The 22,765-nt window shown below is 65.6% G+C and carries 18 protein-coding genes and 3 tRNA genes; 14 read left to right on the forward strand and 7 right to left on the reverse strand.

Features of this window, described 5'->3' with window-relative positions; genetic code table 11:
* Window positions 1-76 precede the first annotated feature (76 nt).
* The 4 genes from IW252_RS10015 to thiC all read left to right on the forward strand — a co-directional run bounded on the left by IW252_RS10015 (window position 77) and on the right by thiC (window position 3,989).
* Entirely contained in the window at window positions 77-568 is a 492-nt protein-coding gene (locus IW252_RS10015; protein WP_196836420.1) for an SRPBCC family protein, read from the forward strand.
* Window positions 565-1,962 (forward strand): FAD-binding oxidoreductase, encoded by a 1,398-nt coding sequence (locus tag IW252_RS10020; RefSeq protein WP_231365985.1) that lies wholly within the window; start codon window positions 565-567, stop codon window positions 1,960-1,962. Before IW252_RS10015 ends, IW252_RS10020 begins: the two co-directional genes overlap by 4 nt.
* A 97-nt stretch (window positions 1,963-2,059) precedes the next feature.
* Window positions 2,060-2,136, forward strand: a tRNA-Pro gene (locus IW252_RS10025).
* 176 nt (window positions 2,137-2,312) lie between these two features.
* A complete protein-coding gene (thiC, locus tag IW252_RS10030) occupies window positions 2,313-3,989 on the forward strand; it encodes a phosphomethylpyrimidine synthase ThiC (protein ID WP_196836421.1) in 1,677 nt (558 codons plus the stop codon).
* A 98-nt stretch (window positions 3,990-4,087) separates the two neighbouring features.
* On the opposite strand, the gene IW252_RS10035 is transcribed toward thiC, so the two are convergent.
* Window positions 4,088-5,113, reverse strand: coding sequence for a LacI family DNA-binding transcriptional regulator (locus tag IW252_RS10035; protein WP_196836422.1), 1,026 nt, complete (start codon window positions 5,111-5,113; stop codon window positions 4,088-4,090).
* A 3-nt stretch (window positions 5,114-5,116) separates the two neighbouring features.
* Window positions 5,117-6,850: a glycoside hydrolase family 13 protein gene (locus IW252_RS10040; RefSeq protein WP_196836423.1), complete on the reverse strand. Its 1,734-nt coding sequence runs from the start codon at window positions 6,848-6,850 to the stop codon at window positions 5,117-5,119.
* A 182-nt stretch (window positions 6,851-7,032) separates the two neighbouring features.
* Here IW252_RS10040 and IW252_RS10045 point away from each other — a divergent pair, with 182 nt between their 5' ends.
* The 4 genes from IW252_RS10045 to IW252_RS10060 are packed head-to-tail and all read left to right on the forward strand — an operon-like array spanning window position 7,033 to window position 12,810.
* Entirely contained in the window at window positions 7,033-8,310 is a 1,278-nt protein-coding gene (locus tag IW252_RS10045; RefSeq protein ID WP_196836424.1) for a sugar ABC transporter substrate-binding protein, read from the forward strand.
* Window positions 8,311-8,319: 9 nt separating this feature from the next.
* On the forward strand, window positions 8,320-9,945 hold the full coding sequence (locus IW252_RS10050) for an ABC transporter permease subunit (RefSeq protein ID WP_408065771.1): 1,626 nt from the start codon (window positions 8,320-8,322) through the stop codon (window positions 9,943-9,945).
* A gap of 56 nt (window positions 9,946-10,001) precedes the next feature.
* Window positions 10,002-10,859, forward strand: coding sequence for a sugar ABC transporter permease (locus IW252_RS10055; protein ID WP_231366402.1), 858 nt, complete (start codon window positions 10,002-10,004; stop codon window positions 10,857-10,859).
* A gap of 28 nt (window positions 10,860-10,887) precedes the next feature.
* Complete coding sequence (locus tag IW252_RS10060) at window positions 10,888-12,810, forward strand: glycoside hydrolase family 13 protein (protein WP_196836426.1); 1,923 nt, start codon at window positions 10,888-10,890, stop codon at window positions 12,808-12,810.
* 163 nt (window positions 12,811-12,973) lie between these two features.
* On the opposite strand, the gene IW252_RS10065 is transcribed toward IW252_RS10060, so the two are convergent.
* From IW252_RS10065 to IW252_RS10075, 3 genes are read right to left on the reverse strand one after another with little or no spacing between them, the layout of a single operon-like run.
* Window positions 12,974-13,993, reverse strand: coding sequence for an ABC transporter ATP-binding protein (locus IW252_RS10065; RefSeq protein ID WP_196836427.1), 1,020 nt, complete (start codon window positions 13,991-13,993; stop codon window positions 12,974-12,976).
* A gap of 57 nt (window positions 13,994-14,050) precedes the next feature.
* Window positions 14,051-14,830 (reverse strand): trehalose-phosphatase, encoded by a 780-nt coding sequence (gene otsB, locus IW252_RS10070; RefSeq protein ID WP_196836428.1) that lies wholly within the window; start codon window positions 14,828-14,830, stop codon window positions 14,051-14,053.
* 39 nt (window positions 14,831-14,869) lie between these two features.
* Window positions 14,870-16,387 carry an alpha,alpha-trehalose-phosphate synthase (UDP-forming) gene (locus IW252_RS10075; RefSeq protein ID WP_196836429.1) on the reverse strand — a complete coding sequence of 506 codons (1,518 nt, stop codon included), beginning with the start codon at window positions 16,385-16,387 and terminating at the stop codon, window positions 14,870-14,872.
* Between the two features lie 110 nt (window positions 16,388-16,497).
* Here IW252_RS10075 and IW252_RS10080 point away from each other — a divergent pair, with 110 nt between their 5' ends.
* The 3 genes from IW252_RS10080 to IW252_RS10090 all read left to right on the forward strand — a co-directional run bounded on the left by IW252_RS10080 (window position 16,498) and on the right by IW252_RS10090 (window position 17,668).
* The gene (locus tag IW252_RS10080; protein WP_196836430.1) at window positions 16,498-17,361 is read left to right on the forward strand and encodes a DsbA family protein; all 864 of its coding nucleotides are present in this window, start codon (window positions 16,498-16,500) and stop codon (window positions 17,359-17,361) included.
* A 68-nt stretch (window positions 17,362-17,429) separates the two neighbouring features.
* Window positions 17,430-17,503, forward strand: a tRNA-Thr gene (locus tag IW252_RS10085).
* Window positions 17,504-17,591: 88 nt separating this feature from the next.
* Window positions 17,592-17,668: transfer RNA gene (locus tag IW252_RS10090), tRNA-Val, on the forward strand.
* Between the two features lie 60 nt (window positions 17,669-17,728).
* On the opposite strand, the gene IW252_RS10095 is transcribed toward IW252_RS10090, so the two are convergent.
* Complete coding sequence (locus IW252_RS10095) at window positions 17,729-18,763, reverse strand: LLM class flavin-dependent oxidoreductase (protein ID WP_196836431.1); 1,035 nt, start codon at window positions 18,761-18,763, stop codon at window positions 17,729-17,731.
* 130 nt (window positions 18,764-18,893) lie between these two features.
* Between IW252_RS10095 and IW252_RS13735 the strand changes: the two genes are divergently transcribed.
* Window positions 18,894-20,933 carry a threonine/serine exporter family protein gene (locus tag IW252_RS13735; RefSeq protein WP_331271511.1) on the forward strand — a complete coding sequence of 680 codons (2,040 nt, stop codon included), beginning with the start codon at window positions 18,894-18,896 and terminating at the stop codon, window positions 20,931-20,933.
* A gap of 29 nt (window positions 20,934-20,962) precedes the next feature.
* Here the strand turns inward: IW252_RS13735 and IW252_RS10105 are convergent, their stop codons facing one another.
* On the reverse strand, window positions 20,963-21,685 hold the full coding sequence (locus IW252_RS10105; protein ID WP_231365987.1) for a uracil-DNA glycosylase: 723 nt from the start codon (window positions 21,683-21,685) through the stop codon (window positions 20,963-20,965).
* Window positions 21,686-21,769: 84 nt separating this feature from the next.
* Here IW252_RS10105 and IW252_RS10110 point away from each other — a divergent pair, with 84 nt between their 5' ends.
* Together IW252_RS10110 and IW252_RS10115 are read left to right on the forward strand one after the other, a co-directional pair.
* Window positions 21,770-22,078 (forward strand): DUF3263 domain-containing protein, encoded by a 309-nt coding sequence (locus IW252_RS10110; RefSeq protein ID WP_196836432.1) that lies wholly within the window; start codon window positions 21,770-21,772, stop codon window positions 22,076-22,078.
* Window positions 22,071-22,736 carry a LytR C-terminal domain-containing protein gene (locus IW252_RS10115; protein WP_196836433.1) on the forward strand — a complete coding sequence of 222 codons (666 nt, stop codon included), beginning with the start codon at window positions 22,071-22,073 and terminating at the stop codon, window positions 22,734-22,736. The genes IW252_RS10110 and IW252_RS10115 overlap by 8 nt, the downstream gene beginning before the upstream one ends.
* The last annotated feature ends 29 nt before the right edge of the window (window positions 22,737-22,765 follow it).

Here is a 22,765-nt window from a genome sequence, read left to right on the forward strand (position 1 = left end):
GCGGGGCCTGATCCATTTAACACACCAACACCATCACCCCACACCCCCGCCGCGCCTGTCGCGTACAGTGGTTTGAATGAGTTCACTGTTCTCTCATGCCGAGCCGGCCCCCAACGTCGGCAGCTCACCCAGCCAAGTAGCACTCAGCCACCAGGCCGAGGTTCCTGTCGCGACGGACCGCGCATTCGAAGGATTCACCGACTACATCCATCTCTGGTGGCCGGCCGAGGTGTACAGCAAGGGCGGCCCGGGAACTCACATCAGTCTGGACGCCGACGGCTTGAACGAAGAACTGGACGACGGCCAAGTTTTTGTCGCTGCCGAGCTCCTGGAAGCCGTCTCGGGGGAGTACCTCGAGCTGCGAGTCACCGACGGGTTCGAGCATCTGGCCCCGAGCCGCCTGCGCGTGACGTTCACGGCGACCGTGACGGGAACGCGCGTGCAGCTGGTTCACGATGGTTTTGATGCAGCCCACGGTGGCGAGCAGCGCGCGTACTACGGCTACTGGGCACCGGCATTGCGTCGGTACGCTCGGTTCATGGGCGCACACGAGGCGGACAACGCATGAACACCTCGTCGATGCCGCAGCAGAAAGCCCTCAGCGAGGAGCTTCGTACCCTGCTCGACGATCCCCGGGGGCACCGAGTCAGGGATGATGCAGAAACCGTACGGGCCTTCAGCCGTGACTTCGGCCCCAAGCATGACGACGCCCTACCCCGTGCTGTCGTCTTCGCCGAATCCGTGGGGGATGTCCAGGCGGTGGCCGCCTACGCGCACCAACGTCGCCTGCCGCTCATTGCCCGGGGCGCAGGCACGGGAGTTTCCGGAGCGGTCAACGCGACCGACGGCTGCATCGTGCTCTCCCTGGAACGCATGAATCGGATCACGGAGATCCGGGTCGACGATGAGGTGGCCGTCGTCGAACCCGGTGTGATCAACGGCGACCTAGGGGACGCAGTGGCCCCCTACGGCCTGATGTATGCCCCGGACCCGGCGAGCTACCGCCAATCCACGATTGGCGGGAACGTGGCGACCAATGCGGGTGGTTTGCGCTGCGCCAAGTACGGGGTGACCCGGGACTCGGTACTGGCCCTCGACGTGGTCCTGGCGGATGGCGCGCTGATCCGCACCGGTCGGGATACCTTCAAGGGGGTTGCCGGCTATGACCTCACGAGTTTGTTCGTCGGCTCAGAGGGCACGCTGGGCATCGTCGTCGGTGTCACGGTTCGGCTGCGTTATCTCAGTACATCGCAGGAATCGATTTCCGCGCTCTTCCCGACCATCGCCGACGCGGCGGCGGCCGTGCTGGAGATGGGCCGGCGGCGCGTGCAGCCAGCCATCACCGAGTTCCTCGACGCCGGCACGATGGAGGTGATCGACGCGAGCTTCGGGACGCGGCTGGCCGAGCGTGGAGGCGCTCTCTTGCTGGTGCGCACGGACGGGTTTGGTGCCGAAGCAGAGGCCGGCGTCGTGCGGGCGGCACTGAGTGATGGCGGAGGGCAGGTGAGCGAACCCGGCGACGAGTTCGCGGCCCGCCTGATTGAGATGCGGCGCGCAAGCCGCGGTGATACGCAAGACGACGACTATCGCGTGGGCGAAGACGTCGCCGTGCCGCGCTCCCGCCTGGTGAGCTACATTCACCATCTCAGCGAGATTGCTACCCGGCACGAGGTGCGCTTGCGCGTCGTCGCGCATGCAGGAGACGGAAACCTCCATCCCACCTTTTGGGTCTCCCCCGACGGCGGGGAGGAGGCGTTGGGCCGCCTCAACGCAGCGTTGGACGATTCAGTGCGGGGCGCGCTGGAGGCAGGTGGAACCATCACCGGTGAACACGGGATCGGGCAGTTCAAGCGTCGCTGGCTCAGCTGGGAGCAGGGGGACCGCGTCGTGGAACTTCAGCGGCAGATCAAGCACGTTTTTGACCCGCACGGGATCCTCAACCCCGGCAAAGCGATCGTCTGAGTCGGTGGTACACCGGCTCGAACACCCTCCCGAATGCCGCCCTTCGATTAGGCGTTCAAGTCCGCAGGCGGTACAGTAGTTGAGGTCGTTGAGACGCCGGGGTGTAGCGCAGCTTGGTAGCGCGCCTCGTTCGGGACGAGGAGGTCGCAGGTTCAAATCCTGTCACCCCGACCACACTGAAGAAGGCCAGCCCACGGGCTGGCCTTCTTCGTGTTTAACGTGTTGCCCATGTTTGGGTGCCGCCACGAAGGGGTGTAGCGTACGCAACGTACGACACAACACCACGGGAGCTCGCACCGAGCGAGCTGAGAGGGTGGCTGGGGCCACCGACCGTCGAACCTGACCGGGTAATGCCGGCGAAGGAAGAGATGACGATGCACACATCTGACGCTACACCTGTATCTACTGTGACGACTGGCCCCATCGAGGGCAGCAGCAAAAGATACGAACCAGTGCCCGGGGCGGAGCACTTAAGGTACCCAGTCCGGCGCATCCATCTCAGCAACGACGAGCACTTCGATGTCTACGACACCTCGGGGCCGTATACCGACACCGAGGCGAAGATTGACGTGACTTCGGGCTTGGCACCGTTGCGAGATGATTGGGACCGTCCCGCTCCCGTCGCCGGGGCGGCTACGCAGCTGGCGTGGGCGCGGGAAGGGATCACCACTGACGAGATGGCCTATGTCGCTGCCCGCGAGGGATTTGATCCCGAGTTCGTCCGCGCCGAGGTCGCAGCTGGCCGGGCAGTCATTCCAGCGAACCACCGCCACCCTGAATCGGAGCCCATGATTATCGGGCGGGCCTTTGCGGTGAAAATCAATGCCAATATCGGCAACTCCGCCGTGAGTTCCTCGATCGATGAGGAAGTGGAGAAGATGGTCTGGGCGGCCCGCTGGGGAGCGGACACGCTGATGGACTTGTCGACTGGTCGTCATATTCACAAGACCCGGGAGTGGATCCTGCGTAACTCGCCGATTCCAGTGGGCACGGTGCCCATCTATCAGGCGCTCGAAAAAGTGAACGGTGACCCGGCGAAGCTGACGTGGGAGATCTTCCGCGACACGGTGATTGAGCAAGCCGAGCAAGGGGTGGACTACATGACGGTGCACGCCGGGGTCCTCCTGCGCTACGTGCCGCTCACGGCCCGTCGCGTCACCGGCATCGTCTCCCGCGGTGGGTCCATCATGGCGGCATGGTGCCTCGCCCACCATCAGGAGAGCTTTCTCTACACCCGCTTCGAGGAGCTGTGCGAGATCTTTCGCCGCTACGACATCACGTTCTCACTCGGTGACGGACTGCGCCCGGGGTCGATTGCCGACGCTAACGACGACGCGCAGTTTGCGGAGCTACGGACCCTCGGTGAACTGACGGCGGTAGCGAAGTCCCATGGCGTGCAGGTCATGATCGAGGGGCCAGGCCATGTGCCGATGCACAAGATCGAGGAGAATGTACGGCTCGAGGAGGAGCTTTGTGAGGGAGCGCCGTTCTACACGCTGGGGCCGTTGGCGACGGACATTGCTCCCGCTTATGACCACATCACCTCCGCGATCGGTGCGGCCATGATTGCCCGGGCGGGAACGGCCATGCTGTGCTACGTCACACCCAAGGAACATCTTGGTCTCCCCAACCGCGATGACGTCAAGGTGGGAGTCATCACGTACAAGATCGCGGCGCATGCGGCCGATCTTGCCAAGGAACATCCGCGGGCCCAAGAGCGGGACGACGCACTGAGCCGGGCGCGGTTCGAGTTCCGGTGGAACGACCAGTTTGCACTGTCGTTGGATCCGGATACCGCGCGTGAATACCATGACGAAACGCTGCCGGCCGAGCCAGCGAAGACAGCGCACTTTTGCTCCATGTGTGGGCCGAAGTTCTGCTCGATGCGGATTTCGGCGGACGTGCGGGAGTACGCCGCACGCAACGGCCTCGATTCTGTGGAAGCCATCGAGGCGGGCATGGCCGAAAAGTCTGCGGAGTTCGCGGCCACGGGCAACAAGGTGTACTTGCCGGTGCGCGCGGTGTAGGCACGGTTTCGGGGGCTGGGCCGCGTCGTCACCGTCGCGGCCCAGCGGGCCCGCCTGGCCGGTCCGTCCGTGATGGAGCGGGGGCGGCATCCGAAACGTCAAGAAGTCAGCGCGCGTGGGGCCGCCGTCGAACTGCGCGCGACGAATTCCGTGGGGTAGAAACCCTCGGTGGGATCGCGCTCGAGGTCCCGTTCTCCCAGGAGCTGAAGCACCTTCCGTACGGCTGCGGCTCCTTGGCCGCGGGCGTCCTGAGCGATGGTGGTGAGCCCGAACAGCTCGCCGAGATCGTGGCCGTCGATGCCCACCACGGACAGGTCCTCTGGTACGTTCCACCCCAGGTCCCGCGCCGCCAGGATGGCGCCGAAGGCCATCTCATCCGACGCGCACACGACGGCGGTCGGCTGCTTCCGCGGTGAGGCGAGGACGTTGCGGACCTTTCGATAGCCGCCCTGAATTGTAAAGTCGGCCGTCAGGAGCCACTCCTCACGTACCGGAAGGTTGGCCTGGTCGAGCGCGAACTCGAACCCATCTTGACGGGCCGAGGCGAGCTTGAAGTCCACCTCAAATTCCTCGGTCCCGCCCAGATACGCGATGTCGTGATGCCCCAAAGCGATAAGGTGCTCGGTGGCCAACGCCGCCAAATTGAAGTCGTCAACGCGCACGGTGTCAATGTCGGGAATGAGCCCGCCAATCGCCACCACCGGCTTTCCGACGGAGGCCAGCTGCTGGACCTCGTGCGGCTGGAGCTTCAGGGTCAGGCTGATGACGGCGTCGAGGCGCTTGCGCAGCAACAGGTCGGAAAAGACGGATTCTCGGTGCTGGTCTTGGCCGCCAGTGTTGTACAAGGTGAGGTCATATCCCGCCTCGATGAGTTCGTTGGTGATCCCTTCCAGCACCGTGGAGAAGAACCACCGCCCGACCGTGGGGACGACGACGCCAATGTTGCGGCTGCGGCCTGAGGCCAGCGAGGACGCGTTGAAGGAGACCACATAGCCGAGGTCCTCGGCGGCCCGCTGCACTTTGGAGCGCGTTGCTTCCGATACCTTGCCGTTGCCGCTGAGGGCGCGGGAGACCGTGGCTACCGACACCCCAGCGGCCTGAGCGACGTCCTTGATCCCGGCCACGGGCTAGGCTCCCAGCCGCACCCATGCGGCGGTGTCGGGGGAGAGAAGGCCGCCGTCGGCCGCGTCCGGCACGCTGACGGCGATCACGTCCCCGTCCGGAAGCGCCACGGGGTCGGCCGAGGTGTTGAGGACGACGACGAGGTCCGAGTTGCGGTACGCCGCGACGCGGGTGCCTTCACCGTAGGCGGCGTCCTCAAGCCACGCCATATCGCCGAGGCCGAGGTTCATGCTGGCCCGCAAGGACAACAGATGCCGGTACAGATTCAGCGTGGACTGCGGATCCTGCTGCTGAGCTGAGCGTGCGTAGCGGTCCCAGTCCGTCGGCTGCGGCAACCACGGACGGGCCGAGGTTTCGTTCGCGGCGCCGTCGTCGGTGCCGTCCGTGCGGACGCTGAATCCGTAGCTGGCGGTCCCGGGGACCCACGGTAGGGGCACGCGGCAGCCGTCGCGGCCGATGCGCTCGCCGCCCGTGCGGAAGAATGTTGGATCCTGACGGTACTCGTCCGGCAGATCAAGGTAGTCCGGCAGGCCGAGTTCCTCACCTTGGTACAGATACACACCGCCCGGCAGGCCAAGGGTGAAGAGCGTTGCGGCACGGGCGCGCTTGAGTCCCAAGTCCTCATCGACGGAGGCGACGTCGAGTCCAGCGCCCTCGTTGATACGGCCCGTGACACCCAAGGCAAAGCGGGAGGTGTGGCGGGAGATGTCGTGATTGGACAGGACCCACGTGGTGGGTGCGCCGACCGCATCGAACGCGGCGAGGGAGCGCTCGATGACGGCTCGGAACGAGTCCGCGCCCCACGCGGCCCCGAGGTAGTCGAAATTGAAGGTTTGGTGCATCTCATCCGCACGGACCCAGTCCGCCATGGTTTCCACCGGGTGGGCGTTGGCCTCGGCGCAGAGGATCCGGTCGCCGTCGTACTCCTCGAGGATCTCGCGCCAGCGGCGGTACACGTCATGGACCTCGGGGCGACCAAACATGGGGGCGGCGCTAAAGGGGAAGCCCTCGGTGGGGCGCCCGTCTGGTCGCCCGCCCCAGTCCGGCAATCCTTGTTCCTTGATGAGGGCGTGGGCGACGTCGACGCGGAAGCCGCCCGCGCCGCGGTCCAACCAGAAACACAGGGTGCGCTCGAACTCCGCGCGCACCTGGGGGTGGTCCCAATTGAAGTCCGGCTGCGAGGAGTCGAACAGGTGCAAGTACCACTGGCCGTCATCAATGCGGGTCCACGCGGAGCCACCAAAGTGGGACTGCCAATTGTTTGGTGGCTGTTCGCCGTTCTCGCCGCGCCCGTCGCGGAAGTGGAACAGCTCGCGCTCGGGCGATCCCGCGCCGGCAGCCAGCGCCGCCTGGAAGAGCGGGTGGGCGTCGGAGCAGTGGTTCGGCACGAGGTCCACAATGATTTTCAAACCGAGTGCGTCCGCCCGCGCCACCAACGCGTCAAAGTCAGCCAAGGTGCCGAACATCGGATCCACGTCGCGGTAGTTGGAGACGTCGTAGCCGGCGTCCTTCTGCGGAGACCGGACGAACGGAGACAGCCACACGGCGTCCACGCCGAGGTCCGCAATGTGATGCAGCTCGGCCGTGATGCCGGGCAGGTCTCCCATGCCATCGCCCGTGGAGTCCCGGAAGGAGCGGGGGTACACCTGGTAAATCACCGAACGGCGCCACCACTCGTCTGCAGTGGAGGGGGTATGGATGAGGCGCTCGGTGGCGACGGAGGCTGGTGGCTGCGACATGCGCACCATCGTACCCATGGAATTCCGATTGTGGAAGCGATTGCACAGCATATGCGGCCTATTTACGGGGATCTACAGAAGGTAGACGGAAGTCATGAAAGCGTTTACACTCGTGTCACACGTCACTCAGCAGTGCGAACGATGATTTCGCGCCTGAGGTAGTCACTCGAGAAAGGTTCACCATGAAGGTCCATAAGTTCCCCGGCGCGTCCCGCCGGGCCTTCGCGCTCACCGCCATCGGCGCGTCTGCGGCGATCGCGCTGTCCGCGTGCGGCGGCGGGTCGAGCGAACCGGCTGCTTCCTCATCGGCCGCTGGCGGCGGCGAGGCCTCTGCCACGCTGACCATGTGGACTGATGCGGAGCGTGCGCCGGCCCTGAAGGACATCGCAGCCCAGTTCAAGGAAGACAAGGGCATCGAGGTTGACCTGGTCATCAAGGACTTCGCCGCTGTACGCGATGACTTCATCACGCAGGCCCCGACGGGCAAGGGCCCGGACGTCCTCGTGGCACCGCACGATTGGCTGGGCACGCTGGTGCAGAACGGCGTCGTCGCCCCGGTGCAGCTCGGTGACAAGGCCGGGGACTTCACCGAGGCATCGGTGCAGGCCATGACCTACGAGGGCCAGGTCTACGGCGTGCCCTACGCCGTGGAGAACGTGGCTTTGGTCCGCAATACCGAGCTGGTCGGCGAGGCGCACGAGACGTTTGACGACGCCGTCGCCGCCGGCGAGGCGAGCGGCGCGGAGTTCCCGTTCTTGGTGGGCCTAGACCCCAAGCAGGCGGATCCGTACCATACGTACCCGCTGCAGACCTCGTTCGGTGCTCCCGTTTTTGAGCAGGCGGAGGACGGTTCCTATGACGTTTCTCAGCTGGCCATGAACAACGACGGCGGCAAAGAATTCGCGCAGTTCCTTGCCGACAACGGCGACCAGGGCACCAAGGTCTTCAATTCGAACGTCACGGGTGACATCGCCAAGGAGAAGTTCCTCGCCGGTGACGGCGCCTACTTCCTGACCGGACCGTGGAATATCCCCGCCGTTGAAGAGGCCGGCATCGACTTCGCAATCGATCCGCTGCCGACCGCCGGTGACGAGGCCGCTCAGCCATTCATCGGCGTCAACGGGTTCCTCGTCTCCTCCTACTCGGAGAACGAGCTGGCCGCGAACGAGTTTGTGGTCAACTACCTGAGCACTGAAGCCGCGCAGGACGCGCTGTTCGATCAGGGCGGCCGCCCGCCGGCGCTGATCTCCTCCTTCGAGAAGGCCGCCTCGGATCCCGTCATTGCCGCGTTCGGCGAGATTGGCACCAACGGCGTTCCGATGCCGGCCGCTCCCGAGATGCAGGCCGTGTGGGCTGACTGGGGAGCTACCGAGCTCAGCCTCATCAAGGGCAATGAGTCGGACCCGGCGACGGCATGGGAAGACATGTCAGAGAACATCGAAGCAAAGTTCAACGGCTAGGTATAACGCGTGAACGGTGAATCAACCTCCACCCGGGGCGCCGTGGCGCCCGCGGCCGGCCCGCAGGGCACCGGCCGCGGGGGTCGCCGTCGGCCCACCAGTCCCGACGGCATGATCGGGATCGTAGCGAAGATCCTCTTGCTGGGCTTCGTCGATGCCATCGCGGCCTTCGCACTGTTCCAGCTGGCGATCAACGACGAATGGCTGGTCTTGGTCATCAGCCTGATCGTCACGATCGGGATTAACTGGATCTATCTGCGCCGCGGCGGGTTGCCGGCCAAGTATCTGGCGCCGGGCATCCTCTTCCTCCTGCTGTTCCAGGTGTTTGCGATGGTGTTCTCCACCTACATCGCCTTCACCAACTACGGCGACGGGCACAACTCGTCCAAGGAAGATGCCATCCGCTCGATCCAGCTCTCCGCTCTGGAACGGGTCCCTGATTCACCGCAATACGCTGCCACCGTTCTCGACGACGGCGGCGAACTCGCCTTGCTGGTCACCGACCCGGACGGCAACGTCAGCGTCGGATCCAGCGAGGAACCCCTCGAACCGGTGGAGTCGGCTCAGCTCGACTCCACCGGCAAGGCCGTCGGGCTCGACGGCTATACGACCCTCGCCTTCGGGGATATCTTGGCCCGTCAGGGCGACGTCTCCGATCTGGTGGTCCCTCTCAGCGACAACCTCGACGACGGCACGCTGCAGACGCAGGACGGATCCACGGCCTACGTGTTCAAGCCCCGGCTCGTCTACGACGCGGCGGCCGATACCTTTACGGACGTCAACACCGGGACCACGTACACGGATTCGGGTGAGGGCAACTTCCAGGCCGAGGACGGCAGCACGCTGGGCGTCGGTTGGAAGATCAACGTCGGGTTCGACAACTTCGTTCGTGCCTTCACGGATCAAAACCTCCGTGGCCCGCTGCTTTCGGTCATTCTCTGGACGTTCGCGTTTGCGGGCATCTCCGTGGCCGCCACATTTGCGCTCGGCCTCTTCCTCGCGATCGCCTTCAACCGGGCGGACTTGAAGGGCAAACGGGTCTACCGCATCCTCATGATCCTGCCGTACGCGTTCCCGGCGTTCCTGTCCGGCCTCGTCTGGTCCGGCCTCATGAATGCGGAATTTGGGTTCATCAACAACGCCATCCTGGGTGGGGCCTACATCCCGTGGCTGACCGATCCGATCCTGTCGAAGATTTCGGTTCTGATCGTGAATATCTGGCTCGGCTACCCCTACATGTTCTTGGTCTGCACGGGCGCGCTCCAATCGCTTCCCGAGGACGTCGAAGAGGCCGCCCGCATTGACGGTGCCGGCGCGTGGACGATTTTCCGTGTCATCAAGCTGCCTCTGTTGCTGGTCTCGCTCGCACCGCTGCTGATTTCATCCTTCGCGTTCAACTTCAATAACTTCAACGTGATCTACATGCTCACCGGAGGCGGGCCGAGGTTTGATGACACGAACCTGGATATCGGCGCCACGGACATCCTCATCACGATGGTCTACAAGGTGGCCTTCGGCGGGACCGGCCGTGATTATGGCTTGGCGAGCGCCTTGGCGATCATCATCTTCATCGTGGTCGGCGTGATCTCGGCCATCAGCTTCCGTAAGACCAAAGCACTCGAGGAGATCAACTGATGAGCGCCTCAGCAACGTCCGCGCGCACCCCCGTGGAGCACATCCCGGACGTCAAAATGTCCTTTGGCCGGTGGTTCAGGGAAAAGGGCTGGCGGCACGTGGTGGCCATCGCGGCCACGCTGTTCTCCATCTTCCCGTTGGTCTACGTTCTCTCCGCCGCGCTCAACCCCACGGGCACGATGGCCGGGACCACCAGCCTCTTCACCAATATTGGCCTCCAGAACTTCGTCGATCTATTCTCCGATCCCGATCGCCCGTTCGGCAAGTGGTTCGTCAATACGCTGGTGATCGGCCTGACGGCCAGTGCCGGCACCGTCTTTCTGGGCGCCTGCGCCGCCTACGCCTTCTCCCGAATGCGCTTTGCTGGCCGTCGCTTCAGCCTGTTGGCGTTGCTCCTGCTGCAGATGTTCCCGCAACTGCTCGCCGTCGTCGCCCTCTTCCTGTTGTTGAACTATTTGGGGGATATCATCCCGGCCATCGGCCTCGGCACGTCGCTCGGGCTCATCATGGTGTATCTCGGCGGCGCCCTGGGGGTGAACACGTATTTGATGTACGGGTTCTTCAACACGGTTCCCCAGTCGCTGGACGAGTCCGCGCGGATTGACGGAGCCTCCCACGTGCAGATTTTCTTCCGCATCATTTTGCCGCTCGTGACCCCCATCCTCGCCGTCGTCGGCCTCCTAGCGTTCATCGGCATTTCCAGCGACTTTGTGATTGCCTCCGTCGTGCTGACAGACCCAGACACCCAGACCTTGGCCGTGGGGCTGTACTCCTACGTGGCGCAGCAACGCAGCGAAAACTGGGGCGTCTTCGCCGCGGGGGCGGTGTTGGCGGCGGTGCCCGTCATGGCCCTGTTCCTGTACCTGCAGCGTTACATCACGTCCGGGCTCACCTCTGGCAGTGTGAAGGGGTAGCGCGCGCCACGGACACGAGGGGAATCACATGAGCACACCACCAGAGAACGTCACCGCGATCGCCAACATCGCCTCCTGGCCGCACCACGATGAATCGTCCGTGGGGGTTTCCACACTGTTTCCCGAGCTCGGTGAGGAGCTGACGGTACGCTTGCGCGTACCGCGCCAGCTGGGGCCAGTGGAGGGGGTCTGGCTCCGCAGCCTGCGAGATGGGGAGCCACACTTCGACGCCGCCGAGCTTCAGGTGCTTCCCGCCGACGGTGCGCAGCAGTGGCAGTGGTACACGGCACCGTTGCGCGTCGTGAATCCCGTGCAGCGGTACCGCTGGGCGCTGCGGCTTCGCGGGCGAACGTACTGGCTCAATGCGGCCGGGTTCTTCAACCGGGACGTGCGGGACGACCACGACTTTCGCGTGGTGGCGCTCGACCGCGAGGTGGCGGATCCGACGCCCGACTGGGTGCACCGCTCGGTGATGTATCAGGTGTTTCCGGACCGGTTTGCCCGCTCTGCGCAAGCGGACCTCCACCCGACGCCCGAGTGGGCCCTGGCGTGCGAGTGGGACACCACCGAGGTGATCGGCCGCGGACCCCAGACTCCGTTCCAGTTCTATGGCGGAGACCTTCCGGGCATCACCGAAAAGCTCGGGCACCTCCAAGAGCTCGGCGCGACCGTGCTGTATGTGACCCCGATGTTTCCGGCCCGGTCCAACCACCGGTATGACGCCGCCGACTTCGCGGGAGTGGACCCCCTTTTGGGTGGTGATGAGGCGCTGATTGAGCTAGTGGAGCAGGCGCACGCCCGTGGTTTGCGCGTGATCGGCGACCTGACCACCAACCACTCCGGCGACGCACACGAATGGTTTCGGTCAGCCCGGGCCGATCGGGACGCTCCCGAGGCCGACTTCTACTACTTCGACGACGCGCGTGAGAACTACGTGGCGTGGCTCGGCGTCGACTCGCTACCAAAGTTCAATTGGAACTCACGCACGCTACGCGAGAAATTCGTGCTGGACGAGGACTCCATGGTGGCGCGCTGGCTCAAACCGCCGTTCAACCTTGACGGCTGGCGGATCGACGTCGGAAACATGACCGGCCGGCAGGGCCGCGATGATCTCAATCATGACGTCGCCGCCGTGATTCGCCGGCGGCTGCACGAGGTCAGGCCGGACGCCATGCTGTTGGCGGAGTCCACGTCCGATGCCGCTGCGGACTTCCAAGGGCACACGTGGCAGGGCGCCATGACCTACACGAACTTCACTCGTCCCCTCTGGCACTGGCTGGCTGGCGAGCAGGAGCCCACGGGCGAGCCGTGGTTCTTTGGCGTCCCACCCGGGCGTGTGGAGCAGATCGACGGCGAGGACTTCCTTGCCACGCACCTGGACTTCGTCTCCGGGTTTCCGTGGACCGTACGCCGGTGCAACCTCAACGCGTTAGATACGCACGATACGGCGCGCGCGGCGCATGCCATGCGCCCGGGAGGCCAAGCCGTGGGCGCGGTGCTGCAGTATGCCATGCCGGGCATCCCGATGGTGTTTATGGGGGACGAGTTTGGCCTCACCGGGTGGAATGGCGAGGCTTCGCGCACTCCCATGCCGTGGAATGATCCGTCCCGCATCGGCGAAGACCTGCGCGGGCTGTACGGTGAGCTGGGGCGGGTGCGCTCGCAGAGCCAGGCGCTGCTCGACGGCGGCATCCGGTGGATCTGCGCCGAGGAGAACGTTCTGGTCTTCGTGCGCGAGCATCCGGAGCAAACGGCCCTCGTCGTGGCCGCTCGCGACGACTTTAGCCTCTCGATCGAAGCGGACGTGATTTCCGCGGCCCCCGCCGAGCAGTGGCGGCCCGCGGTCAGCGCGCGCGGCGGCGTCGGACTGCGCGACGACGCGGGCGTCGTCCACGTGACCGGCACCGGTGGGCCGGCGGCCGCGGTGTGGCTGCTCCCCGGAGTCGAGTAGCACTCACGCAACGGCGCACGCCGCTGGCGGCGTCAGCGATGGACACAAAATCAGAGGCAGGGGTGCTGTCCCTCTGGACGGCACCCCTGCCTCTGGTGACTGCTCGACCGCGCTTCTGACGCTATCTAGTGCGGCGCGAACAGGCGTCTGACTGGGTTGGCGCTTAGTTGATGCGCTTGCCCGTGGTGTTGTCGAAGCGGTGGATGCGCTCCTCGACGGCGTGAACATGGATCGTGTCGCCCATGCGGATGGGGGTGCGGCCCTCAAGGCGAACCACCATTTCCTTGTCCTCACCGTTGATCTTGGTGCGCCCGTAGGCGTATGCGTCGGCGCCGAGCTCCTCCAGCACGTCGACCTCAACGGTCCACGCGTGCTTGCTGTTCTGGGCTTCCGCCTCGGTGGTGAGCTCCAGGTTCTCCGGGCGCACGCCGATGGTCTGGGCGCCCTCGTCAATGAGGTTCATGGCGGGGGAGCCGATGAAGCCAGCGACGAAGACGTTCTCCGGGTGGTCATAGAGGTTGTTCGGGGTGTCCACCTGCTGCAGAAGGCCATCCTTCAGCACGGCCACGCGGTCGCCCATCGTCATAGCCTCCACCTGATCGTGCGTCACGTACACGGTGGTGACACCCAAGCGGCGGGTCAGGGAGGCGATCTGCGTACGGGTCTGGACGCGGAGCTTAGCGTCGAGGTTGGACAGCGGCTCATCCATGAGGAAGACCTGCGGGGAGCGGACGATCGCGCGGCCCATGGCCACACGCTGGCGCTGACCGCCGGAGAGGGCCTTCGGCTTACGGTCCAAGTACTTGGTGAGGTCCAGCAGCTGTGCGGCTTCCTCGATGCGCTTGCGACGCTCTTCCTTGTCCACGCCCGCGATCTTCAGGGCAAAGCCCATATTGTCGGCGACGGACATGTGCGGGTACAGCGCGTAGTTCTGGAACACCATGGCGATGTCCCGGTCCTTGGGGGCGACGTCGGTAACGTCCCGATCGCCAATCAGAATGCGCCCCGCGTTGACGTCCTCGAGGCCTGCGAGCATGCGCAGGGTGGTGGACTTACCGCAGCCGGAGGGGCCGACCAGAACCAGGAATTCGCCGTCTGCGATCTCCAGGTTCAGGGAGTCAACCGCGGGGGTGGTGCTGCCCGGGTACAGACGGGTGGTGCTGTCAAAAGTTACCGATGCCATGTTAGTTGTGTTCCCTTCACGGGCAGGTACGTGCCCGACGATCCGTTGTGATAGGTCTCACAAGTCTCGCACAGATGTGATCAAAGTCAAAAACTCGGTCACATCCTCCAAGGATCCCACGCGGAACCGTGCCGCCGTCGGGCCCTCGCCCACTTTGACCCCAACATCAGCCGCGTTCAGCGTGGCGAACGCGTGCTCGTCCGTCACGTCGTCGCCCACGAAAACCACCACGTCAGCCTTGGTTTGTTCGCGCAGCCAGGCGAGACCCACACCCTTATCCACCCGCACGACGGCCGCCTCGAGAACGGCCTTGCCTTCTGTGACGGTGAGGCCCGCCTCGGCGTGCAGAGCCGCTTTGGCTTGCTCGAGGAGGCGCGCTCCCTCCGCGGTGGGGCATTGACGCACATGGAGGACGACGCCGGAGGGTTTGTGTTCCAGCGCCGCGTTCGGGTGGGAATCCGCGATCTCACGCAACGAGGCCGTGGTGCGCTCCAACAGGCTCTCCTGCTCCGGCGTGAGGGTCAGCGGTAGCTCGCCTGTGGCGGCGCTAAAGCGTTCCGCTCCGTGGCTGCCGACCAACAGGGTGGTTTCCGGCGGGGCCGCCACGATGCGCAGACTCTCGAGGTGGCGCCCGGACAGCAGTGCCGTCGTGGTCCTGCGGGGCCCGTCTGGCCCCGAGGCCAAGCGGGCGAGCGCCGCGGCCGAGCCCGGCAGGGCCCGTGCCTCGTCGGGAGTGGGGGCAAACGGGGCCAGCGTGCCGTCGAAATCCAGGGCGACGAGCAGATGGTCCACGTCGGCCAGGTTGGCGGCGGCGGTGCGAAGGTCCGCATCCAGCATGAAGACTCCTCCGTGAGTTGTGGGCCGTGCCGTGGCAGACTACTGCGGACGGTTGCGGTCCGCGGCGTCGTGATCCGCGCGTTCCTTGTCCGCAGTGTGCCGCGCGTCAGCGGAGATGTCCGCGTCCGACTTCGCCAGGGACTCGAGAAACTTGCGGGACCAGCGCGCCACATCGTTGGTGACGATCTGCCGGCGCATGATGCGCATGCGGCGGCTCGCCTCGGCGTCGGGAGCGTTGATCGCCTCAACGATCGTGTCCTTCAGGTCCGCGATGTCATGCGGGTTGACCTGATAGGCGTGCTTGAGCTGATCGGCCGCGCCCGTGAATTCGGAGAGCACCAGCGCGCCCTTGTTGTCGGTATGCGCCGCAATGTACTCCTTGGCCACCAGATTCATACCGTCCCGCAGTGCCGTGACCAACATGACGTCGGCCGCCTGGAAGAGCGCCACCATCTCCTCAAACGGATAGGAGTGGTGGAGGTAGCGCACGGCCGTGTGGGCCACCGTGTCATGCTCGCCATTGATGCGGCCCACCGTCAGTTCAATCTCGTCGCGCAGCTTCATGTATTCGCCGACGCGTTCGCGGCTGGGGCTGGCGATCTGCACCAAGGTGGCGCCGCCGACCTCTAACCGGCCGTCGTCGAGCAGCTCACTAAAGGCCTTGAGCCGGTGGCGGATTCCCTTGGTGTAGTCCAAGCGGTCTACGCCGAGCACGACGACGTCCGGGTTGCCGAGGCCGCGGCGGATCTCCTTGGCGCGCTCCTGAGTTTTCGGATCGTTCGCCAGCCGGGTGATGGATTCCGTGTCGATCGAGATGGGGTGGGCCTCGGCCCGGGCGATGCGCTCCGGGTTCCCGTCGGCGTCTTGGACGTGGACCTGTTGGCCGCGCACGGTGACTCCGAGGATGCGGCGCACCGAGCGGAGAAAGTTCGCGGCGTCCCCGGGGCGCTGAAAGCCGATCAGGTCCGCCCCGAGCAGCCCCTCGAGCACTCGCTTGCGCCACGGGAGCTGGGCGAAGAGGTCCACCGAGGGGAAGGGGATGTGATTGAAGAAGCCGATCTTCAGGTCCGGCCGGGCCTCGCGCAGCATCTTCGGCACCAACTGGAGCTGATAATCCTGTACCCACACCGTGGCCCCCTCCGCGGCGGCGGCTGCCGCAGCGTCCGCGAAGCGCTGATTGACCTTGCGGTAGCTGTCCCACCAGGTGCGGTGGTACTCCGGGGCGACGATCACGTCGTGATACAGCGGCCACAGGGTGGAATTGGAGAAGCCCTCGTAGTACAAGTTCACGTCGGACTCGGTCAGGGGGACGGGAACCATGGAAATGCCGCCGTTCTCGAACGGTTCCAACTCCTCGTCGGTGGCTCCGGCCCAGCCGACCCACGCGCCGTCCGCTGATTCCATGACCGGCGCCAAGGCGGTCACGAGGCCGCCCGGCGCGCGCTGCCAACTCGTGGCGCCGTCGTCGTCCGAGACGCGGTTGACGGGCAGGCGGTTCGCGACGACGACGAAGTCGTACGCGGCGGCGGGGGTCTTGCTGTCGAGCGGAGCGGACATGTGACTCTCCTTGCGGTCAGCGGATAATGCACTGTCCTGTCGAGCCTATAGCGTCATCTAAAATGGGGCTGACATCTTTCGTCGTCGTCGACAGATAAGGACACCGCCGCATGGCTGCCTCCTCTCACCGTCCCACTAAGGCCGAGCGCACATCCGCCGCGCGCGAGGCGGCCCGCAAGCTGCATGCCGAGCAGGCGGCCGCCGCCAAGCGCAAGTCCCTGTGGGTCAAGCTTGGCGTGGTCGCCGCCGTTCTGCTGGTGGTGGCGCTGGTGGTCATGATCGTCGTGCAGCAGCGCGCGGCCAGCGTCCCGGACGAGGGCGCCATCCCGGCCGGCGGCAACGAGCACGGAGGGATTGTGCTGGTCTCTGACGGAGACGGCGGAGTCACCGTGGACTCGAGCCTCGGCGGTGGCACGATCAACGTGAACGACGCCGGCACCGCTGAAGAAGGCGCGCAGCCGGAGCCGCGGGGTCTCGAGGAGTCGGCGGACCCGAGCCAGATGGTGATCTACGTGGATGTGAACTGCCCGCATTGCGCGACGTTCGAGGAGCAGTTCTCTGACCAGCTGAAGGACTGGACCGCCAACGGCGACATCACGCTGGAGTACCGCAACATCGCCATTTTGGACGGCAACTCGGCGACCAACTACTCCTCGCGGGGCGCCAACGCGCTGGCTTGCGTGGCCGATCAGGCCCCGGAATCCTACATGGACTTCGCCTCCGCTCTCTTTGCGCAGCAGCCCACCGGCGAGCTGACCAATGATGAGATGGCCGATTTGGCGGCCGAGAATGGGGCGGAGGGCCTCGACGGGTGCACCGATTCAATGCAGTTCCGCCCGTTCGCCAAGTTCGCCCAAGAGGCCGCGATGGCCGATGCTGTCCCCGGCACTCCCAGCGTGTGGCTGAACGGCCAGGTCTGGAACGCCGAGTCCGACCCGGACTTTGTGGCTTGGGTTGAGGGCGCTATCAGCTAGCCACCTCGAGATTCCGGATTAGCGGAGGTGTCCGCTACTCTGGATGAGCTGCCCGCGAGGGCAGCGACGCCCCCTTAGCTCAGCTGGCCAGAGCATCTGTCTTGTAAACAGAGGGTCGCCGGTTCGAATCCGGCAGGGGGCTCGTCGGAACGTCGCACGGTCAGGCACCGTCCGATTTGGTCGGTGGACCCGAGAGGGTTAAGATGTTCTGGTGCCTGAGGGCACATGATGGATCTTTAGCTCAGTTGGTTAGAGCGTTCGCCTCACACGCGAAAGGTCGCTGGTTCGAGTCCAGTAAGATCCACCACCAGAGCGAAAGGGCCCCGCCAATTGGCGGGGCCCTTTCGCGTTTCTCGCAGTGCTGACCCTAGTCAGCCATCATGTCATGCACCAGCGGTGCCACTTCCGTGCCCAGCAGCTCGATGCTGCGCGCGATGTGTGAGTGGGCCAGCGTGCCGTTGCTCATCTTCAGGTCCAGGCGTGACAGGCCGAGGTGCGTGGCGATGTGCACGATCTTTTGCGCGACCGTCTCGGGGGAGCCGACGAGCAGGTTGCCGCGCTCGCTGGTCGCCGCCTCAAACTGGCCGCGACCGTAACCTCGCCAGCCGCGTTCCCGCCCCATCTTGCTCATCTGGGCGAAGTAGTGCGGCCAGAGCAGTTCCTTGGCCTCCTCGTCCGTGTCCGCGACGAAGCCGTGCAGGTGCGCCGCGATGGGCTGCTGGGCGTGTCCGAAGGCGCCCAGTTGTTCGCGGTACAACTGGGTGAAGGGGGCGAACGCTAGCGGATCCCCGCCGATGATTGCGAGCATGAGGGGTAGCTCGCGCCGGGCCGCGCGGACCACGGATTCCGGGCTGCCGCCGACTCCCACCCAGGCGCGGAGGCCGCGCTCCGTCTTCGGATAGACCTCCTGCGCGCTCAGGCTCGCCCGGGTCTGTCCCGACCACGTCACCGGCTCCTCCGTCAGGAGCTTGGCCATCAGGGCCAGTTTCTCGTCGAACAGCACCTCATAGTCCTGCAGGTCGTATCCGAAGAGCGGGAAGGATTCGATAAAGGAGCCGCGGCCGAGGATCATTTCCGCGCGGCCGTCGGAAATCCCGTCGAGGGTCGCGAAGCGCTGAAAGACGCGCACGGGGTCATCGGAGCTCAGGACGGTCACCGCCGAGCCCAGCCGGATCGTGGAGGTCCTCGCCGCAATGGCGGACAGGACAATCTCGGGTGCGGAGACCGCGTAGTCGGGGCGGTGATGCTCACCGACGCCGAAGAAATCGAGGCCGGCCTGGTCTGCAATAACCCCTTCCTCGACGACGTCGCGCAGCACCCGGCCGTGCCGGGCGCCATCCGTCTCCGCCTCGACGTTGACGTCACCAAACGTTTCCGCTCCCAGCTCTAGCCGTGCTGCCATGAAGTCCTCCAAAATAGATGCGTTTGCATGAAATAACGGTGTGGTGAAGGTATCTATTCCCACCATGTCCTTGGCCCATGCCGCGGTTGTAAAGTTGGGGCATCGAGTCGGGTTTTTGGGAGGTGACTAGGTGAGCCGAGGGTATTCGCTCGAGCCCGAGCAGACGGGCGAGCTCCCGCGGGAGGACGACGGCGAATCGGTATGTGACAAGGGGCCGCAGACGGACGCCAACCCGGTCGCCGAGGCGCTGCCGCGAGTGACGACTGGGCAGATTGACAATCCCTTGGTCCCCACGCCGCCGCCGGTCCATACGGGCCCGGCCGTTCCCGGCGTCGACCCCTATACCAAACCCGTCGATCACGTCACCGCCAGCGACTACCAGAGCCCTCATGAGGAAGCGGTTCAGCCGCGTTCTCAGGCCGAGGTGGAGTTCGACGCCCTCAACTACGGGCACGGCGTCACGGCCACCGAGGGGCCCGATGTCACCGCTGACGCCGTCACGGGGGCGCTGGACCACATCGCTCCTCAGGCCGATGCTCGCCCGCAACCGGCTCCACCCACAGCGCCGCTGCGCCAACAGGGCCAGCGGCCGCCGTCGAAGCGCCCCCAGGGCAAGGCGAAGCCGCGCCCCAAGCGCCGCCCGCGCCGAGGACCCGAGACGGCGCCGACCACACCGCTTCACCCCGCCACTCCCGAGCTTCCGATGGACCCGCCGTCCTCATCGATCCGGCTGCGGTTGGGCAAGCCCGCACGGCCTTCCTCGTGGGCGCCGTCTCCCGGGGCCAAGAAGGTCTTTTCTAGGATGATGATGGCCGAGCACCCGCCCACGCAGGCGTTCTCGATCGTCGATCGTCTGGTGGGTAGCCCCTATGCGAACCCCACCATTCAGGTGGGGATGCAGGAATCGGACGCACGGGAGACGCTCGAGTTCACCTTGGACTTGGCCGAGACGATGTTCCGCTTCGGTGGTGGTGCGCTGGAGGCGGAGACCAGCATCATCGCCGTGACGGCCTCCTTTGGCCTGCGCGACGTCGACGTCGACATCACCAACCAGTCCATTCACATCAACTACGCCGGTGCCGACCAAACACCCATCAGCTTGCTGCGCGTCGTCCGCTCCTGGACCAGCAACTACGCGGGCCTCGCGCTCGTCCACCAGCTGGTGACCGACATCGTGGCCGGCGACGTCTCCCGGCGCGAAGCAGTGGAGCGGCTCGCGGAGATCAACCGCAGGCCGAAGCCGTTCCCGCGGTGGGTCGCGGACATGTGCGGCGGCGTCTTCGCGGGCGCGTTTGTGATGTTCATTGGCGGCTCGTGGCTGGGAGCCCTGATCGCGATCGTCTCGTGGATGGGCGTGACCCAGGTCCTGAAACTCTCCGCTCAGTGGCGGATTCCCGAGTTCTTCGCCACCATGTTTTCGGCCGTGCTCATTACCACTGTTGCGCTCGTGCTCTGGAGATTCCACGTGCCCATCGAGCCGGGGATCGTGATCGCCGGCGGCATCATGCTGCTCTTGCCGAGCGCCCGCTTCGTGGCCAGCGCCCAGGATGCCATCAACGGATTCCCCGTCACCGCCATCGGCCGCCTGCTGCCGGCCATGATGATCTTTGCCGCGATCATTACAGGCATCATGACGGGCATCGTCATCGGTGAGTATTCCGGGATCGGCACCATCGACGTGACCCAGATCAGCCAGATCGATTACCCGTGGTGGGTCCTCGCCGCCACCGTGGCCGTGGCGATCACGGCTGGCTCTGTGTTTGAACAGACCTCGGTGAAATTGCTCTTGCCCACGACGGGCGTGGCCCTGCTCGGGTTCGCCACGATGCTGGGCGTTGAGAATGCTGGCGTCGGCGCCCGCTTGGCCCCGGCCCTAGCCGCCGTTGTGATTGGCGCGGCGGGACGACTCGTCGCCCTGCGCCTCGAGGCGCCGCAGATGGTGGTGGCCGTGCCCGCCATGATGTTCTTGCTGCCTGGGCTCATGATCTTCCGGGCCATGTACGGGATCACGGTGGATGAAGTGGACATGTCCTACGGGCTGGCGCAAGTGTTCAACGCGCTGGGCATCATCTTGGCGATCGCCGGCGGTATCGTCTTGGGTGACACGATCGCCCGCCCGCTGACCAAGGGATGGAACACGCACGAGCGCCGCCGCATCCGGCGCCGTTAGGCCCCCGGTCCGGAGCGCGCGCCGCGGTCCTAGAAGAGCGGCTGCGTGCCCGGCGCGGCCTCGGCGGCCGGCAGCTCCCAGCGAATTTCCCGCGCGCCGTGCTGGCGCAGAAAGGCGTTGGCTCGGCTAAAGGGGCGAGACCCAAAGAAGCCGCGCCGCGCCGACAGGGGAGAGGGGTGCGCCGAGGCGATGACCGCCGTCGTTCCCGCCTCCTCGCCGGCGGCCAGCAAGGGGCGCAACTGCTGCGCGTCGCGGCCCCACAGGATCGCGACCAGCGGAGTGCCCGCCGCCGCGCTGTGCTGGGCCAAGGCCGTGATCGCCGCGTCGGTGACGGCCTCCCAGCCCAGTCCGCGGTGCGAGCCGGCCGAGCCCGCGGCCACGGTGAGGACTCGGTTCAGCAGCATGACGCCTTGATCTGCCCAGGGGGTGAGGTCCCCGGTGGCCGGGGGCGGCGCGCCGACGTCGTCGTGTAATTCGCTAAAGATGTTGGCGAGCGAACGCGGGACGGGGCGCACGTGGGCGTCTGCTGCGAAGGCGAACCCGATGGCATGTCCCGGCGTGGGGTAGGGATCCTGGCCGACGATCAGGACACGGACCGACTCCACGGGGAGGGAGAAGGCGCGCAACACGTGCTGCGCGGCAGGCAGTACCTCTTCTCCCTGCTCCCGGCGGCGGGCGACGGCGTGGCGGACGGACTCGAGGTCAGTGGCGGCCGGCGCGAGGGCGGCCGCCCAGTCGGCGGGCAAATCCATGCCCACCATTATGTGGCACGGCGAAGCCGCTCCCGTAGCGGCCAAGCCCCTAAACTGGAGTGTCCGGTCGAGACGAGGGAGAGCATGACGCACGGCGAACTGAGTGAGGTGGAGCGGCAGATGCTGGCGCTCGAAAAGCTTCACTTTAAGTACGCGGGCGCCAAAGAGCAGCAGATTCGCGCTCGCTTCGACTGGGCGCCGACGCACTACTACCAGCGGCTCAACGTGTTAATCGACACTGAGGCCGCGCTGGCCCATGACCCCATGCTGGTCCGCCGGTTGCGTAGACTACGAACGACGCGCCGCCGCGTCGCCGCCCGGCCGGACGACGCCGTGGCCGAGGCCCACCACCCGAGTGCTGCCGCCGACTCATCGAAGGAAGGTCATGAGTAAGTATCCGAGCGACGAGTTCGACCGTGTCCCCGAGTACACCGATCGCCAAGGCGTGCATCGGCTCGGCGCCGGCATGGTTCCCGCCCGTCGCGGCGGGCTGTGGCCCCTGTTGATGTTCGGCGTTGCCGCCCTGATCATCGGTGTGGTGGCGTTCTTTGTGCTGCGCCCCGTGATCGCTGGCGACGACGTCGGAGCGCAGCCCTCGGCGTCCGCTTCGACCTCCGCGAGCGAGTCCGCGAGCGCTGACCCCACGGACTCTGCCTCCGGCGAGGCGACGGATCCTGCGCAGAGTTCGGACAGCGCCGCGGCCAGCGGGTCCCCGGTGCCGGAAACGAGCGAGTCCGCCGATGCGTCTGAGAGCGCTGACGCGGAGGAGTCCGGCGTACTGGACCGTAACTTGCCCGTCGGTGTCTACAACGGGGCCGGGGTATCCGGCCTGGCCAGCGAAAATGCCGCCATCCTGCAAAATGCCGGTTACACGCAGGTCACCTCCGCAAACTGGACGCAGAGCGTCGAGCCAAGCGTGGTGTACTACACCAACGACTGGGCCGCCACGACGGCCCGGGACGTGGCCGACGAGCTTGGCATCTCAACGATCTATCAGACGCCGAACATCCCCACGGAGATTTCTGTGGTGCTGGGGAGCGCAGGCCAGTAGTCACTCATGGCCGCCAGTGGAGGCGTGAG

The sequence above is a fragment of the Zhihengliuella flava genome, assembly GCF_015751895.1.
In the GTDB taxonomy this organism is placed as follows: domain Bacteria; phylum Actinomycetota; class Actinomycetes; order Actinomycetales; family Micrococcaceae; genus Zhihengliuella; species Zhihengliuella flava.